This is a genomic window from Streptomyces sp. x-19 (assembly GCF_046549115.1).
GTDB lineage: Bacteria > Actinomycetota > Actinomycetes > Streptomycetales > Streptomycetaceae > Streptomyces > Streptomyces albulus_C.
Genome location: NZ_JAJPWK010000001.1, coordinates 339,632 through 353,058, shown reverse-complemented (window position 1 = coordinate 353,058; position 13,427 = coordinate 339,632). Strand labels below are relative to the sequence as shown.

General features: G+C 69.2%; 11 protein-coding genes. 1 reads left to right on the top strand and 10 read right to left on the bottom strand.

From position 1 onward, the window contains the following. Positions 1 to 67 precede the first annotated feature (67 nt). From ACLJT4_RS01730 to ACLJT4_RS01705, 6 genes are all read right to left on the bottom strand, one after another. Entirely contained in the window at positions 68 to 1,531 is a 1,464-nt protein-coding gene (locus ACLJT4_RS01730; RefSeq protein ID WP_411120655.1) for a catalase, read from the bottom strand. Between the two features lie 231 nt (positions 1,532 to 1,762). Then, on the bottom strand, positions 1,763 to 4,258 hold the full coding sequence (locus ACLJT4_RS01725) for a SpoIIE family protein phosphatase (protein WP_411120654.1): 2,496 nt from the start codon (positions 4,256 to 4,258) through the stop codon (positions 1,763 to 1,765). Positions 4,259 to 4,345: 87 nt separating this feature from the next. After that, the gene (locus tag ACLJT4_RS01720) at positions 4,346 to 5,029 is read right to left on the bottom strand and encodes a class I SAM-dependent DNA methyltransferase (RefSeq protein ID WP_411120653.1); all 684 of its coding nucleotides are present in this window, start codon (positions 5,027 to 5,029) and stop codon (positions 4,346 to 4,348) included. Positions 5,030 to 5,275: 246 nt separating this feature from the next. After that, complete coding sequence (locus tag ACLJT4_RS01715; protein WP_411120652.1) at positions 5,276 to 6,010, bottom strand: DUF402 domain-containing protein; 735 nt, start codon at positions 6,008 to 6,010, stop codon at positions 5,276 to 5,278. Between the two features lie 56 nt (positions 6,011 to 6,066). Continuing rightward, positions 6,067 to 7,461 carry a class II fumarate hydratase gene (locus ACLJT4_RS01710; protein ID WP_411120651.1) on the bottom strand — a complete coding sequence of 465 codons (1,395 nt, stop codon included), beginning with the start codon at positions 7,459 to 7,461 and terminating at the stop codon, positions 6,067 to 6,069. Positions 7,462 to 7,761: 300 nt separating this feature from the next. Next, on the bottom strand, positions 7,762 to 7,965 hold the full coding sequence (locus ACLJT4_RS01705) for a hypothetical protein (protein WP_411120650.1): 204 nt from the start codon (positions 7,963 to 7,965) through the stop codon (positions 7,762 to 7,764). Positions 7,966 to 8,182: 217 nt separating this feature from the next. Between ACLJT4_RS01705 and ACLJT4_RS01700 the strand changes: the two genes are divergently transcribed. Next, positions 8,183 to 8,386 (top strand): hypothetical protein, encoded by a 204-nt coding sequence (locus tag ACLJT4_RS01700; RefSeq protein WP_411120649.1) that lies wholly within the window; start codon positions 8,183 to 8,185, stop codon positions 8,384 to 8,386. 39 nt (positions 8,387 to 8,425) lie between these two features. Here the strand turns inward: ACLJT4_RS01700 and ACLJT4_RS01695 are convergent, their stop codons facing one another. The 4 genes from ACLJT4_RS01695 to ACLJT4_RS01680 all read right to left on the bottom strand — a co-directional run bounded on the left by ACLJT4_RS01695 (position 8,426) and on the right by ACLJT4_RS01680 (position 13,359). After that, the gene (locus ACLJT4_RS01695; RefSeq protein WP_411120648.1) at positions 8,426 to 9,166 is read right to left on the bottom strand and encodes a hypothetical protein; all 741 of its coding nucleotides are present in this window, start codon (positions 9,164 to 9,166) and stop codon (positions 8,426 to 8,428) included. Positions 9,167 to 9,826: 660 nt separating this feature from the next. Then, positions 9,827 to 11,029: a putative T7SS-secreted protein gene (locus ACLJT4_RS01690; protein WP_411120647.1), complete on the bottom strand. Its 1,203-nt coding sequence runs from the start codon at positions 11,027 to 11,029 to the stop codon at positions 9,827 to 9,829. Between the two features lie 57 nt (positions 11,030 to 11,086). Then, positions 11,087 to 11,431: a WXG100 family type VII secretion target gene (locus tag ACLJT4_RS01685; RefSeq protein ID WP_411120646.1), complete on the bottom strand. Its 345-nt coding sequence runs from the start codon at positions 11,429 to 11,431 to the stop codon at positions 11,087 to 11,089. 251 nt (positions 11,432 to 11,682) lie between these two features. Next, the gene (locus tag ACLJT4_RS01680) at positions 11,683 to 13,359 is read right to left on the bottom strand and encodes a fumarate hydratase (RefSeq protein WP_411120645.1); all 1,677 of its coding nucleotides are present in this window, start codon (positions 13,357 to 13,359) and stop codon (positions 11,683 to 11,685) included. Positions 13,360 to 13,427 lie beyond the last annotated feature (68 nt).

Sequence of the window (13,427 nt, the reverse complement as noted above, 5' to 3'; positions counted from 1 at the left end):
ACCGGCCCCCGGCAAGCGCCGCGGCCCGCACCCCTCGGGGTGCGGGCCGCAGCGCTTCCTGCGCGGCTCAGCCGCCGTTGACCTTCTTCGCGATCCGATCGCCGAGCTGCTTGTCGATGTTCCGCCAGTACTGGAGCGCCCGGTCCAGCACCGGCCGGCTCACCCCGCCGAGCAGGTGCCCGGCGACGTTGTCGACCAGCCGGTCGCGGGCCGCGTCGTCCAGCACCTCGCGGACCATCGTGCCCGGCTGCCCGAAGTCGTCGTCGTCCCGGCGCAGCGTGTACGCCTTGCGCACCATCGCCCCGCTGCTCTCCCAGCCCGCCGGCTCCCCGTACCGCACGGTGTCGGCCGCCGGGCCGCCGTAGGAGTTCGGGGCGTACGGCCGGGCCGCGCGCGACGGGTCGAAGCGCATCGGGCCGTCCTTGGCGTACGAGTGCGCCGGCACGTGCGGCCGGTTGGGCGGCAGCTGCGCGTAGTTGGGGCCGATCCGGTACCGGTGGGTGTCCGGGTACGAGAACAGCCGGCCGAGGAGCATCTTGTCCGGGGACGGGCCGACGCCCGGCACCATGTTGGACGGCTCGAACGCGGCCTGCTCGATGTGGATGAAGTAGTCCTCCGGATTCCGGTTGAGCGTCATGCGGCCGACCTCGATCAACGGGTAGTCGCCGTGCGGCCACACCTTGGTCAGGTCGAACGGGTTGAAGCGGTAGTCCGGGGCGTCGTCGAACGGCATGACCTGCACGTAGAGCGTCCACGACGGGGCGTTGCCGCTCTCGATGGCGTCGAAGAGATCCCGGCGGTGGTAGTCGGCGTCCTCACCGGCCAGCCGGTCGGCGTCGGCCTGGGTGAGGAAGTCGATGCCCTGGTCGGTCTTGAAGTGGTACTTGATCCAGAACTTCTCGCCGCCCGCGTTGACCCACATGTAGGTGTGCGAGCCGTACCCGTTCATGTGCCGGTACGTCTTGGGGATGCCGCGGTCGCCCATCAACCAGGTCACCTGGTGGGCCGACTCCGGCGAGAGCGTCCAGAAGTCCCACTGCATGTCGTTGTCGCGCAGCCCGCTGTCGGGACGGCGCTTCTGCGACCGGATGAAGTCCTGGAACTTGATCGTGTCCCGTACGAAGAAGACCGGGGTGTTGTTGCCCACCAGGTCGTAATTGCCCTGCTCGGTATAGAACTTGAGCGCGAAGCCGCGCGGGTCGCGCCAGGTGTCGGGGGAGCCCTGCTCGCCGGCGACGGTCGAGAAGCGGGCCAGCATCTCGGTTTCCTTGCCCGGCTGGAAGAGGTCCGCCTTGGTGAACTGGCTGACGTCGTTGGTGACCTTGAAGAAGCCGTACGCGCCGCTCCCCTTGGCGTGCACCACCCGCTCGGGGACCCGCTCGCGGTTGAACTGGGCCATCTTCTCGATCAGGTAGTGGTCATGGAGCAGGATCGGACCGTCCGGGCTCACGGTCAGCGAGTGCTCGTCGCTCTCCACCGGGATGCCGGTGTTGGTCGTCGTGTGCGGGACGTTGTGCGCGGTGCTGGTCATTGGAGGAATGCCTCCCGTTCGATGACTGGCGGTGGGTGGGTGGGGGCCGTCAGTCCCTTCCGGGGGCAGCTGGTCCCTTCAGTCCCTTTTGACCCACCCAAGCAGTCAACGCCCCCGACGGCATGTCGGCAAGGGGTCCCGGGCGTCCGGACGGGTCCGACCCGCCCCGCACACGAAGGGACCCCGCCCGAAACCGGACGGGGCCCTCGACACAACACACCGCGGACCGCCTCAGCGGCGCGCCCCCGGCGGCATCGACAGCTCGAACCAGACGACCTTGCCCATGCTCAACCGGGTCGCGCCCCACCGCCGGGCCATCCGATTGACCAGATACAGCCCCCGACCACCCTCGTCGGACGGCCGGGCATGCCGCAGCCGCGGCAGCTGCGGAACGTCGTCCCCGACCTCACAGCGCAGCACGTCGGTCCGCAGCAACCGCAACGTCACCGGCCGCTCGGCGTACCGCACCGCATTGGTCACCACCTCGCTGACCAGCAACTCCAACTGGTCCGACAGCTCGTCCAGGCCCCAGCGGGCGAGCGCCCGGCGGGCCAGCCGGCGGGCCTGCCCCGCGGTCTGCGCCTTCGGATCGAGATACCAGTACGCGACATCGCTCGGCGCGATGCCGTCGAACCGGGCCGCCAACAGCGCGATGTCGTCATCGCGGTCACCCGGCCCGAGCATGTCCAACACCTCGTCGCACAACGGCTCCAGCGGCGGCGGATTGGGCCCGGTCAGCCGGGCCGTCTCGGCCAGCCGCTCGCGCAACTGCTCGATGCCGGTCCACACGTCCCGGATCCGCGACTCCACCAGCCCGTCGGTGTACAGCACCAGCGTGGCGCCCGCCGGGGCGTCCAGCTCCACCGCCTCGAAGTCCACCCCGCCGACGCCGATCGGCGCGCCCGACGGCACCCGCAGCACCTCCGCACGCCCACCACGGTGCAGCATCACCGGCGGCGGATGCCCCGCGTTCGCGACGGTGATCCGGTGCGCCACCGGGTCGTAGACCGCGTACAGGCAGGTCGCCATCCGGTCCGAGCCCAGGCGCTGGGCCTGTTCGTCGAGGTGGTGCAGCACCTCCTGCGGCGGCAGGTCCAGCCCCGCGAGAGTCTGCGCGGTGGTCCGCAGCTGCCCCATGATCGCGGCCGACGTCATCGAGTGGCCCATCACGTCACCGACGACCAGCGCCACCCGGCTGCCCGGCAGCGGGATCGCGTCGTACCAGTCACCACCCACCCGGGCGGTCTCCGCGGCCGGCAGGTAACGGCTGGCCAGCCGCACCCCCGTCGGCTGCGGCAACGAGTCCGGCAGCATGGTGCGCTGCAACGCGTCGGCGATGTACGCCTCGCGGCCGTAGAGCACCGCCTTGTCCACGCCCAGCGCGGTGTGCGTCGCCAGCTGGGCCGCCACCAACAGATCATCCGGCTCGAACGCCGGCCGGTCCGGACGGCGCAGGAACACCGCCGCGCCGATCACCCGCCGGCGCCCGCGCAGCGGCGCCAGCACCACCCGGTGACCGCCCGGCAGCCGAGTGTCCGGACCCAACAGCTCGGGCAGCGCGGTGCGCGCCGCCTGGGCCTCGCCGAACAGCGGCCGCACCCCCCGCAGCACCTCCGCCAGCGGCCCGCCCGGGCGCACCTCGGCCAGCTCCGCGGCGCTGCCGCCCATCGCCGGCCCCAGGTCCGGCTGCGCCGGCAGCACCGGCAGCCGCAGCCCGTTCGTGTCCGGCTCCTCCGGGATCCGGTCGGTGCGGCGCAACCGCAGCACCACCGGGCCGGTCGGCCGCTCGTCACCCACCGGCAACGGATCGCGCAGGTAGACGAGGATCGCGTCGGCGAAGGTCGGCACCGTCGCCCGGCACAGCCCCAGCACGATCTCGTCCAGGTCTATGCCGCGGGCGATCCGCCGGGTCGCCGCCCCGATGAACCGCAACCGGTCCCCGCTCGCCTGCCGCGCCGCCGCGACCTCCCGGCTCTCCTGGCCCTCGCCCGGATGCGCCGACCGCGCGGGCGGCACCGTGGGCGGCCCCGCCGGAGGCGGCAGCTCCCCGTCGGCCGGACCGGACCGACCGCCGCCCCGCACGCCCGGCGGCGACCCCGGCGGCAACCCGCCCCGGCCCGACTCACCCCCGTGCGCCCGAGACCCCGAACCGCCCTCGCGCGGCCGCCCGATGCCCTCACCGCCGGGGCGCGGCTGCGCGTGCCCCGGCTCCTCGTCCGGCTCCGGCGCACCGGCGCGGTCCACCGCACCCTGCGCCACCGGCCGGCCCGCACGGACCGCCGCGCGCTCCGCGCCCGACTCTCCGTCCGGCCGCCCCTCCGCGGGCATGGCCACCTCCCCGTACGGGTCGTACGCGGCTCCGTACGCCCCGGTGTATCCACCGTAGAAACTGTCGCGGGACGCCCGGGCGGCGCCGTACGCCCGCGCGCCGTCACCGGCCGGGCCGTGATCGGCGGCCGGCTCGGCGTCCCCCTGCCCGCCCGGCGGCCCCGCCGCGGCCGTGGCGGCCAGCCCGCCGGCCGCGCCGCCGCAGCCGGTGTCGTCGTCCCCGCGCACCGCGAACCCGCTCCCCGGCGCCGGCTCGTGGCCGGCGTCGGAGGGTTGCTGGAGGGCGCTGCGCGGGTCGGGAACGCCGCCGAGCGGCGCCGTCCCCGCAGCAGGGGACGCCGAGGACGCGGCGGTCGGGGCCGACTGCCGCGTTTCGTGGGAGGTGGGATGCTCCGTCACGCGTGGGATTCCATCCGTCCGGGGCTGGCGCAGGCGCGCCGCGTTCGGTGCGCGCCGCCCGAGCGGACGCGCCTGACGCGGTGCGTCTCAAGCGCGTCGCAGGTGCAGGAAGAGCTGGATTTCGGGTGGTACGTCCGTACTCGACGGGGCATACGCATACGAGTCCTCCCCGACGATGTCGAAACCCGCGTCGCGCACGACCCGGCGCAGGTCGTCCCGCAGATATCCCGATACCCGGATCGTGCTGCCGAGGAACGGAATGGGGAAGTCGTCAATATCGGCCTCGACCATCGCCAGGGCCAGCAACCCGCCGGGTCGCAGGAGGTCGTGCAGCATGCCCAGGGCACACGGAATTTCCGCGCGAGGCATCATCAACAGGGAGAAATAGGCGGTGATTCCGTCGAAGGAACCCGGACCGCCCAGCCGGCCACCGCGCAGATCGGCGATGTCCAGTCGGTGGAATTCGCCGGCCGGGGCGTTGGCCTGGGCGATTTTGACCATCCCGGGGGAGAGGTCGATCCCCACGACCCGATGGCCCGCGTCGCAGAGTTGACGGGCGGTCGGCAGGCCGGTGCCGCAGCCGGCATCGAGGATCCGCGACCCGGCCGGCAGTTCGCCACTCAACCACGCGCCCGAAGCGATCTGACCTTCCTTATGCGGAAAAGCCGTTTCGTACTGGTCACCGATCGCGTCGAACGCCTCGGCCTGTCCGGCCCGGTCAAGTGCTAACCGGTTCAGGCCCTCGTACGCGTCGTAGCTCGTCGCGCTCACGACTTCGCCCCTCCTGCGACCGCAGTCAAGTTCGTTTTCTCGTTCTGGAGTTGCGCCTGTGCAGTCTTGCGGAGGACGATCCTACGTTTGAAGGCCCAGGGCACAGCAAGGGGGCTGGGTACCGCTTCTCGTCCGGTGGGACCCCCAAGGGAACCCGGCGGGAAACGGTTTCGCCCATAGGCGCACCTTTCCACCGTTCGCCCCCTTCACTCTCTTCACTCTCTTCTTTTCACGTTTGCTGTCTCGCTACCGCAAACAATCCGGCGGTCGATCCCAGTTCTCCGGAAGCGCGGGAACCTCCCAGGCCGGATCGGGCCGCCAGTCCTCCCAGCCGTCCGCGAACGGCCCTTCCCACGCCGCGATCTGTGCGACCGCGGCGCGTCCGGCGGACCGGACGGCGACCTCCTGGGCATCCGTCACCAGCCCGTCCCGCCGAGCCTGGGCGAACTCGTCCTCGTCCCGCCACTCCCAGCGCCGATCCGGATAGACGCAGATGTCGAGGAAATGATCGAGCGAGTCGATACCGCCCGACCAACGGTCGCGCGGCTCCTCCAGATTGACGTACCAATTCTTGAAGTGCCAGCCGCTCTCCCAGAACAGCCAGACCGACCAGGGATCTCCCGGGCGGGCCAACTTCAGCACGCCGTTGCCGAACCAATGGTCGCGCACGGTCCGCCGCGGTGTGGTGTAGCGGGTGGCCAGCGGCTCGTGGTGCACCGGGGTGCCGTCGGCGAGCACCGGCTTGATGCACGGCGTGCCGGGCGCCATCCACACCGCGAGCAGCTCCTCGGTGTCCTGGACGACGGTCATCGGCCGACAGATGTGGAACCGGCGGGGATCGGCGTTGTCGCGGTAACGCCACAGGACCTGGTCGCCGGGCGCCCAGCGCCCCGCTTCCGCCGCGCCCCGACCCGCCCCGGCCGCCGGCGCGGGCACGCCGGTCGTCTCACCCTCCGCCGTCTCCACCATGTCCGCTGTCATGCGCAGATCTTAGGGGCGTCGCGTTACGCGTGCGGTGACATGCGCCGCACTGGTGGTTACGGGTGGGTCATCCGCAACACGTCCAGCGCCTCGTCGAGCTGCTGCACCGTCAGCAGTCCACGCTCGACGTAACCCCCTTCGAGCACCACTTCCCGGATCGTCTTCCGCTCCGCCAACGACTGCTTGGCGACCTTCGCGGCCTCCTCGTAACCGAGGTACCTGTTCAGCGGCGTCACCACCGACGGCGACGATTCGGCGTATTCCCGGGCCCGCGCCACGTTCGCGGTGATGCCGTCCACCGTGCGGTCCGCCAGCAGCCGCGACACGTTGGACAGCAGCCGCACCGACTCCAGCACGTTCCGCGCGATCACCGGCAGCATGACGTTCAGCTCGAAATTGCCGGCCGCGCCGGCCGCGGCGACCGTCGCGTCATTGCCGGTGACCTGCGCGGCGACCATCAGCACCGCCTCCGGAAGCACCGGATTGACCTTCCCCGGCATGATCGACGAGCCGGGCTGGAGGTCCGGCAGGTTGATCTCGGCGAGCCCGGTGCGCGGGCCCGACGCCATCCACCGCAGATCGTTGGCGATCTTCGTCAGGCCGACCGCGACGGTCCGCAACTGACCGCTGGTCTCCACGATCCCGTCCCGCGCCCCCTGCGCCTCGAAGTGGTTGCGCGCCTCGGTCAGCGGCAGCCCGGTGGCCCGCGCCACCTCCGCGATCACCGCCGCCGAGAACCCCGGCGGCGTGTTGATCCCGGTGCCCACCGCCGTGCCGCCCAGCGGGAGTTCGGCCAGCCGCGGCAGCGACGCCCGCAGCCGCTCGACGCCGTAGCGCACCTGCGCCGCGTAGCCCCCGAACTCCTGCCCCAGCGTCACCGGCGTCGCGTCCATCAGGTGCGTGCGCCCCGACTTGACCACCTCGGCGAACTCCGCCGCCTTCCGCTCCAACGCCTCCGCCAGGTGCTCCAGCGCCGGAACCAGGTCGTTCAGGACCGCCGACGTCGCCGCGACGTGGATCGACGACGGGAACACGTCGTTCGACGACTGGCTCGCGTTGACGTGGTCATTGGGGTGCACATCCCGCCCCAACCGCTCGCTGGCGAGGGTGGCGAGCACCTCGTTGACGTTCATGTTCGACGACGTCCCCGACCCCGTCTGGAACACGTCGACCGGGAAGTCCTCGTCCCACCGCCCCTCGGCGACCTCGGCGGCCGCCTCCACGATGGCCTCCGCGACGTCCTTGCCCAGCACGCCCAACTCGGCGTTGACCTTGGCGGCCGCCCCCTTGATCCGCGCCAGCGCCTCGATGTGCGCCCGCTCCAGCCGCTGCCCGGAGATCGGGAAGTTCTCCACCGCCCGCTGGGTCTGGGCCCGCCATTTGGCGTGCGCGGGAACCCGCACCTCACCCATCGAGTCGTGCTCGATCCTGAATGCGCCGTTATCGCTCATGCCTATGACAGTGCCCGCGGACCGGGATCTGTTCCCGACCCACGCCGGATGTCACCTGCCTGCGCCCCGGCCCACCGCCACCCCGGGCGGCCCAGGCGGCCCGGGCTCTCGGCGGCCGGGGACCGGCCTTCTGACGGGACGTCGGCGAGGCTTCCCCCGGCCCCGCCAGGGGCCCCCGCCCCCGCCCCCCAGCCCTCCCCCTCCCCCCACCGCGCGGAACGCCCCAGACCGACCGGACATCGGCCACCTCGTCCGCCCACACCTCACCCCGCCCGCACCGCAAGCCACTCGTACGGCAGCTCACCCGCACCGCACCACCGCCGAGCCCACCACCCGCCCCCCGACACTCGGCGCCACTCCCGCACCCGCCGGCCCGAGTTGGCCGCGCCCCGCAAGCCCCGCGACCACCCGCAGCCGCACGAACTGCACCTGCCTCACGGTGCGTTCGCCGACCAGCTCCACCGCCGTCTCCAACGCCCGCGCCCGCACGGTCCCGACGTCCACCGCTCCGGATCAAATCCCTTGGCCACGGCCTCACTTCCATTCTTACGCCTGTAGGAATCAGTACTCACTCCCTTCCCAAGGTTACGGCGGAGGGTGACGATGGGAACACGGAACGTAGTAATCCGCTGGAAGTTGAGGGGATCCCACGACGACATCCGGGAGCCGCCCTAGCCACTAACGGGACAACTCCACGACCCCATCGAACAGGAGCGTCACCATGGCCACGAGCGCCGGCCACACCCCGTCGGGCCCGCGATCCCGGCAGTCGCTGATGACCCTGCGCGTCTACACCACGACCCGCGACGGCGTCGTCACCCAGGAACGCGCCCAGATCCACGTCGTCGCCGGCGACCGCTTCGACCTCTACGGCCTCACCCAGACCTGGCCACCGTGCGCGTGCCCGCGGCACCGGAGGCGGTAGTCACGCGCCCTGTCGTGGGTCGATCGGTGACATCGGAGGTCAGCCGAAGGGTGTCCGGCGCCGTTCTCCTCCGGTAGGAGGTGTAGCCGTGTCAGGCTCGGCCGGGGTGGACGAGGGCGCCCTCTCCTCCCTCTCCGCCTCGCGCATGCGTGTGCCGGGCGGATGGGGCGATGGCTCGTCGAACGTGATGCTTCGCATGAGGTCCGCCATGTCGTCGCAGTACTCGTCCCAGTGGCCCTCGCGAGGGGTCGTGAAATTGATGCAGACGAGGCACTGTTGCTGGCATTCGCTCCCTTTGGGAACGGGCAGGAAGGCCTGCATTTCAGCGACGGCCACGTCCAGTTCCTCGCCCGACGGAGAGGCCCCCGCAGGGATCTGGAGGTTTTTCACGCCGGACACCACGGCCATGGGGCCGTTGGGGGTGTCGAAGACACTCCCGGTCCAAGAGTCACCGCGCCCGGCGGTGAGGGAGCGGATTATGCCGTTTGTCGCCACGGTTGCATCGCCGAACTCGAAAGGTGTGACGGTGACTAACAGTGTGCCGAACGAGAGCTCGCCGTCGTAGGTGCGCACACACGTCCCGGCGTACAGGGTGCCCGACCTTTCGAGCGCCTGCGACACCTTCTGGACATCTTCCACGAGATTCTGGAATGCTCGCGGGTCCGAGTCGAGGGCTTCTCTGGCCTCCTTGGTCATGCGTGCGATGACCGCCGCTTCGGCCTCTTTGGCGCTCGCCCCTACGGGCATGGCGGCGAACCCCGCTGGCACGGTGAATTGCACAGCTACATCCCAGTCTGGTCGTGAGGTGGGCTGCCCGGGGGTAGGGGAGGAGGCGGGGGCGGGGGAGGGACCCAGAAGCGAGCCGCTTCCTGTTGTCGAAACTTTTCGAGCAGCTCTAGATTTCTTTTTTGGCGATTTCTTGCGTAGCGAGGGCCCAGAACGGCTCCGATGACGAACAGGGCTCCGATGACGCATGAGGCCATGCTGACGGCTGCCGAATCGTGAGCTGCCAATGCCATGGAGAAGCACATGAGTGCGCCGAAGGTGAACGTGATGACCACTTGGGACGGGTGCAACCCTTCGGATCCCTTGGTCTCGCGTGTGGCCTTCGCTGCGCGAAGCGGTGTGACTAAGTGCGGATCGGATGCCTGGGAAACCGACCAGTTCTGCGTTGTCAGCGCCTGCCAATTCCCTGCGGCCTGTACGCGGGCAATTGCCGCCTGGGCGCGTTGGCGAGCTGTGGGGCTGTCATCGCGTATGAAATTCAAGCGGATCGCTCCGCGCCCCTGAATTTCCTCGCCGGAGAGTGCGTAGCCAAGTTCTGTGGCTATCCAGGTAATGCGGTCGATGCGGTGCGCCGTGAGTCCAGGAACTATTATTTCGACGGAGGGTCTTCCGTCGAAACCAGCGGCTATGGCGTCGTCATTCATGGAACCACCATCACCTGTCGCCACCGGCCCCATCCTTCTCGCTTCCCTTGTTCCAGGCGTTCTCAAGCGCCGGCAGCAAAGGGCCGACACCCAGCTCGATGGCCTGTCGCGGGTTCTTTGGTACAAAATTATCGAAAACGGAAGGATCCCCGAAAAGGCTGGCGACGGAATCGACGAGACCGAAGTTCGATGCCCCGTCCGCAGCCCGACTGCTGAGTATCGCCGTGCCCAGTTTGCCCCCGACGCGGGCGCCGGCGGCAAGGGGAACCAAGCCCAGAGAATCCTGCGCCAGGGTGCGGTTCGACACAACGTCTTCACCGCCCGCTGCGCGGGCCACGCCGTGCAAGGCAAGTGCTCCTGCCGCGAACACGGATGATGCGACCCCGATTTGCCCCGCCAGCGGAGCGTTACCCATCATGCCGACCCCGAGTCCGACCGCGCCTACCACAGCGCTGACCGTTGACAAGACGTCTCCGACGGCAGAGATGGCATTGGCGTGGTCCTTGGCCCATTGGCAGATCTGGCGGGCAGCGATCTCTTGGCCTTTGACCAGTTGACTCAAGCCGTGCTTCAGATCGTCGAAGAATCCTGGCCCCTTCGGCGCTTGTTCGCTTGCGGCCTTCAACACTGCGGCGACGGTCCCCGCCAGTTCCTCGTGCTGGCTTCGGATGTTCTTGGCGGAGGCGATGATGCCTGCCAACTCCTCACGTGCAGCTCCGAGCTCGTTGAGGGCTGCGGTGTAGCGCTGCTTGGCCTCTTCGGCCTCCGCGTCAGTCATCCCGATGCCGCCGTAGCGGAAGAGCTGTAAGTCCTCGCTTTTCTCTGCTCGTTCGGCGCGCTTGCGGGAGGCATGGGCCTCGGTTTCGTACGAGTGCGCCTTGGGCTGCATCGTGCCCAGCTGCTTTTCCCACATCTGCAGCACACCGTGAGCCAGCTTGAAGCTTTCGCCGGCATCATGGAGCAGCTTGGGAAGTGCTGCGGTCTTGGCGCGGAATGCGTCCGCGGAGGCGCCGGTCCAGCCGCCGTCGCTGACGTTGCGCAGTGCTTCGGAGGCGCTCGTGATGTTCCTGTGTGCGCGGTTCAGATCCTCGACCAGGTCACCCACGGCCTGAGGGACGCCAGGCGCCGGATTGAACTGCAAACCGGGAAAATTGCCGTTGTCCTCGTACGGATCGCCGCCCCCGTACCCCCACAGCTGTTCACCGAGTGACACTTCTCTTCCCCCGTTGCCTTTCACTAAAAACCTACGCTGTGTGCGGTGTTCTGTTTCTCACCCGAAGGGATTGTTTCCCGTGCCGCCATTGTTGCTGCTGCGTCGGGTTGCCTTTGAAAATGCCTGCTGTACGGCGTCGTCCGTCTCGCTGTACGCCCGCGCCGTGAGGTGCAGGCCCTGTTTGATGGCATCGGTCAATTGAGTGATCTGATCGATGCCGTATTCCCAGGAGCTTTTGAAATCTGCTCCGGACTTATCGATCTGCCCGTTGCCGAGATTTCCGGTGGTCGCACTCCGTAGATCACCGCTCGCGCTTTTCATTGACTCCGTGCAGCGCTCCAAGCGCGTCGCCAGAGACCCCAACTCTTCGACATCGACCGTGAATTCCCCTGCGCCGGACACTGGCCCCCGCCCCTTTGGTGTGACGTCCTCTACTGCTTGGCCGGCGAGAATAACACCTGTGTGTTTCCACTGGTCAAGTACTTTCCGCCACGCATGCGGCGGCACGGGACAGCAAGGGGGATTCCGGTCGCGTCAACGCCGGCTGGAAAATTGGCGAAAAGCCAGCGGCCGCCACCCGTGTGCTGCAGGTGACGGCCGTAAACCGTACTTTCCGGAACGTTATGTGTTGTTCGGGAGGTTGTGCCGGGCGATTACTTCCCCTGTCGCACCGGAATGCTGGTGAACGTCGGCGTGGTCGGGGCCGGGTCCTGGAAGAAGTCGTTGCCCTTGTCGTCGACGACGATGAAGGCGGGGAAGTTCTCGACCTCGATCTTCCAGACGGCTTCCATGCCGAGCTCTTCGTATTCGAGGACCTCGACCTTCTTGATGCAGTCCTGGGCGAGGCGGGCGGCGGGGCCGCCGATGGAGCCCAGGTAGAAGCCGCCGTGCGCGGCGCAGGCGTCGGTGACCTGCTGGGACCGGTTGCCCTTGGCGAGCATGACCTTGGAGCCGCCGGCGGCCTGGAACTGCTCGACGTAGGCGTCCATCCGGCCCGCCGTGGTCGGGCCGAAGGAGCCGGAGGCGTAGCCCTCGGGGGTTTTGGCCGGGCCGGCGTAGTAGACCGGGTGGTCCTTGAGGTACTGCGGCATCTCCTCGCCCGCGTCCAGCCGTTCCTTGATCTTGGCGTGGGCGATGTCGCGGGCGACGACCAGGGTGCCGGTCAGCGAGAGCCGGGTCTTGACCGGGTGCTTGGTCAGCTCGGCGAGGACGTCGGCCATCGGGCGGTTGAGGTCGACGGCGACCGCGTCGAGGTCGGCGCCGGCGCCCTTGGTCAGTTCCTCGTCGGTGGTGTCGGGGAGGAAGCGGGCCGGGTCGGTCTCCAGCTGCTCCAGGAAGACGCCCTCTGCGGTGATCTTGGCGACGGCCTGGCGGTCGGCGGAGCAGGAGACGGCGATGGCGACCGGGCAGGAGGCGCCGTGCCGGGGCAGGCGGACCACGCGGACGTCGTGGCAGAAGTACTTGCCGCCGAACTGGGCGCCGATGCCGATCTTCTGGGTCAGCTCGAAGACCTTGTCCTCCAGCTCCTTGTCGCGGAAGCCGTGGCCGGTCGGCGAGCCCTCGGCGGGCAGCTCGTCCAGGTAGTGCGCGGACGCGTACTTGGCGGTCTTGAGCGCGTACTCGGCCGACGTGCCGCCGACGACGATGGCGAGGTGGTACGGCGGGCAGGCGGCCGTGCCGAGCGAACGGATCTTCTGCTCCAGGAACTTCATCATGGACGCCTCGTTGAGGACGGCCTTGGTCTCCTGGAAGAGGAAGGACTTGTTGGCCGAGCCGCCGCCCTTGGCCATGAAGAGGAACTTGTAGGCGCCGCCGTCGGTCGCGTACAGCTCGATCTGGGCCGGGAGGTTGGAGCCGGTGTTCTTCTCGTCCCACATGGTCAGCGGCGCCATCTGCGAGTAGCGCAGGTTGAGCTGGGTGTACGCGTCGTAGATGCCGCGGGACAGGGCCGCCTCGTCGCCGCCCTCGGTCAGCACCTGCTGGCCGCGCTTGCCCATGACGATCGCGGTGCCGGTGTCCTGGCACATCGGCAGCACGCCGGCCGCGGCGATGTTGGCGTTCTTGAGCAGGTCGAGGGCGACGAAGCGGTCGTTGGCGCTGGCCTCCGGGTCGTCCAGGATCTTGCGCAGCTGGGCCAGGTGGGTCGGCCGCAGGTAGTGCGCAATGTCGTGCATCGCCTCGGCGGCGAGCTTGCGCAGCGCCTCCGGCTCGACCTTGAGGAACGTCCGGCCGTCCGCTTCGAAGGTGCTGACGCCCTCCGAGGTCACCAGACGGTAGGGGGTGTTGTCCTCGCCGGTGGGGAGCAGGTCGGTATAGGCGAATTCCGGCATGGGGGATGTGTCCTTACTCGGAGGGGTGGTGGCTGGCTTCTACGGCAGCGCCTGAACAGCGTAGAACC

What these genes read in the sequence shown, in the direction of transcription:
- ACLJT4_RS01730 (WP_411120655.1), bottom strand. Translation starts at nt 1,531, where the DNA reads ATGACCAGCACCGCGCACAACGTCCCGCACACGACGACCAACACCGGC.
- ACLJT4_RS01715 (WP_411120652.1), bottom strand. Translation starts at nt 6,010, where the DNA reads ATGACAGCGGACATGGTGGAGACGGCGGAGGGTGAGACGACCGGCGTG.
- ACLJT4_RS01710 (WP_411120651.1), bottom strand. Translation starts at nt 7,461, where the DNA reads ATGAGCGATAACGGCGCATTCAGGATCGAGCACGACTCGATGGGTGAG.
- ACLJT4_RS01680 (WP_411120645.1), bottom strand. Translation starts at nt 13,359, where the DNA reads ATGCCGGAATTCGCCTATACCGACCTGCTCCCCACCGGCGAGGACAAC.
- ACLJT4_RS01700 (WP_411120649.1), top strand. Translation starts at nt 8,183, where the DNA reads ATGGCCACGAGCGCCGGCCACACCCCGTCGGGCCCGCGATCCCGGCAG.